Source organism: Variovorax sp. J31P207 (genome assembly GCF_030316965.1).
Lineage (GTDB): Bacteria > Pseudomonadota > Gammaproteobacteria > Burkholderiales > Burkholderiaceae_C > Variovorax > Variovorax ginsengisoli_B.
The window spans coordinates 1-1,590 of record NZ_JASZYN010000038.1; the positions used below are offsets into that span (position 1 = coordinate 1).

Annotated in this window: 3 protein-coding genes; 2 read left to right on the forward strand and 1 reads right to left on the reverse strand. The window is 65.0% G+C overall.

The features are described 5' to 3' along the window. Positions 1–6: 6 nt before the first annotated feature. On the reverse strand, positions 7–471 hold the full coding sequence (locus QTI68_RS40060; protein WP_286529968.1) for a hypothetical protein: 465 nt from the start codon (positions 469–471) through the stop codon (positions 7–9). Between the two features lie 324 nt (positions 472–795). On the opposite strand from QTI68_RS40060, the gene QTI68_RS40065 reads away from it, so the two are divergent. Further along, positions 796–1,035, forward strand: coding sequence for a hypothetical protein (locus QTI68_RS40065; RefSeq protein ID WP_286529970.1), 240 nt, complete (start codon positions 796–798; stop codon positions 1,033–1,035). 52 nt (positions 1,036–1,087) lie between these two features. Further along, positions 1,088–1,590, forward strand: a 503-nt coding sequence (locus QTI68_RS40070; protein WP_286529972.1) for a sulfatase-like hydrolase/transferase, incomplete at its 3' end; no start/stop codon positions are given.

The following is a 1,590-nucleotide window of genomic DNA, read 5'->3' on the forward strand; positions in this document are numbered from 1 at the left end:
CCCGCCTTACTTGACAGTGTAGCCACGACCCTCTAGGCATGCGGCGCGAGCCTTGGCAAACGAAGCCTGCTTTTGCTGCGTGACCGCCGCCTGCTGCTGCTGGGCCGAATTCGCTGCCGCCACGTTCTGCCGGCGGCTTTGCCCGCGCGCAGCCACCGCACCCGCCGCCGCACCTGCGCTGGCGTTTCCGCCGGCGATCTCGCCGACAGCAGCGCCGCGCAACGCGCCGCGAGCACCTGCCCCCGGAGTCGTCCCAGTCGCTGTGGTCGGCGGCTTGGCCGTGGGCGCGGGCGGAGGTGGTTTGGCCGGATCAAAGCCGGACTGCTTGACCGCCCACGAATAGCAGGCCGCCTCGTCACTCTTCTGTTGCTGCGGGCTCTGGCCCTTGGCCGGGTACACGAACTGTTGTGCGCTCGCTTCGGAAATCAACAGACCTGCCAACGCCAGGCAGCAAAGGGTTCGTTGCTTCATTTCGTGGACCTCCGATCATTGGTGGCGAAGGCGCGTCACGTCAGTGCCCCCGCTCGACTTCACCTGAACCGAAACTGAATTCGTCAGCGACGATGGCGGCGATGGCTCGAGAGCACGGTCCAGACGTGAATATCTCTCGCATCCACTATGGACTTCGAAATGCTCGCCGTCTACTGTCCGCAAGGGAAGGTAGTAGTGCGCGCAGTGCGCGCAGGGTCTACAGTCGTCCGTGCTGCCCTCGACGATCGTCTAGCCGAGGGTGAGCTTGTTCGAAAAGCTGTGTCGGTGATTTGAAAAACGTCGGTTTCTGGAAAGGGACTCATCATGAACGGACCGTGCTCATTTACCGGCGCCGCCGTACTGACGGTGGCGGCTTTGCTGCCGCTGGACGCCTCGGCGGCGGCCTGCGCCAAAGGCGTCTACCGCGCGGGCTGTGTGGGACCGAATGGCGCCGCCGCCGTCCGCAAGCCGGTACCGCCACCGGCACCGAAGGCGGTTTGCGCGAAAGGCGTCTACCGTGCAGGGTGCGCCGGCCCCAATGGCGCGGCAGTCGTCCGCAAGTAGTTCGCGCAACGGCACATTTGCCGGCAACACGATCGAAGTTGGAGGAAGCACCATGAAGTCGAGTAACGATTTTTCCGGCGGCCGTGCGCCGATGAAACCGGACAGCCTGCGTTGTGCGTTGACAGCTTTCGCGCTGGGCCTCAGCCTCGCGGGCATCGCTGCGGCACAGAAGGCGTCACCGGGCGCACTTGAGCGGACGGTCCTCCCGATCGTTGAGCCAAGGCGAACGCCCGTCACCGAAGTCGACGTGCGCAACGCTAAAGCGCCGCCCAGATTCGAGGTGAAAGCACCGAAGGGCGCGCCGAACGTCGTAATCGTGCTGCTCGACGACATGGGGTTTGCGCATCCGAGCACCTTCGGTGGTGCGATTGCCATGCCGACGCTCGACCGACTCGCCGCCGGGGGCTTGCGCTACAACAACATGCACGTCGCTGCGCTGTGCTCGCCCACCCGGGCGGCGTTGATCACGGGCCGCAATCATCATACTAACAACACCGGCGCCGTCCAGGAGATCGCGACCGCGTTCGAGGGCAACACTGGCATTCGCCCGGCGAG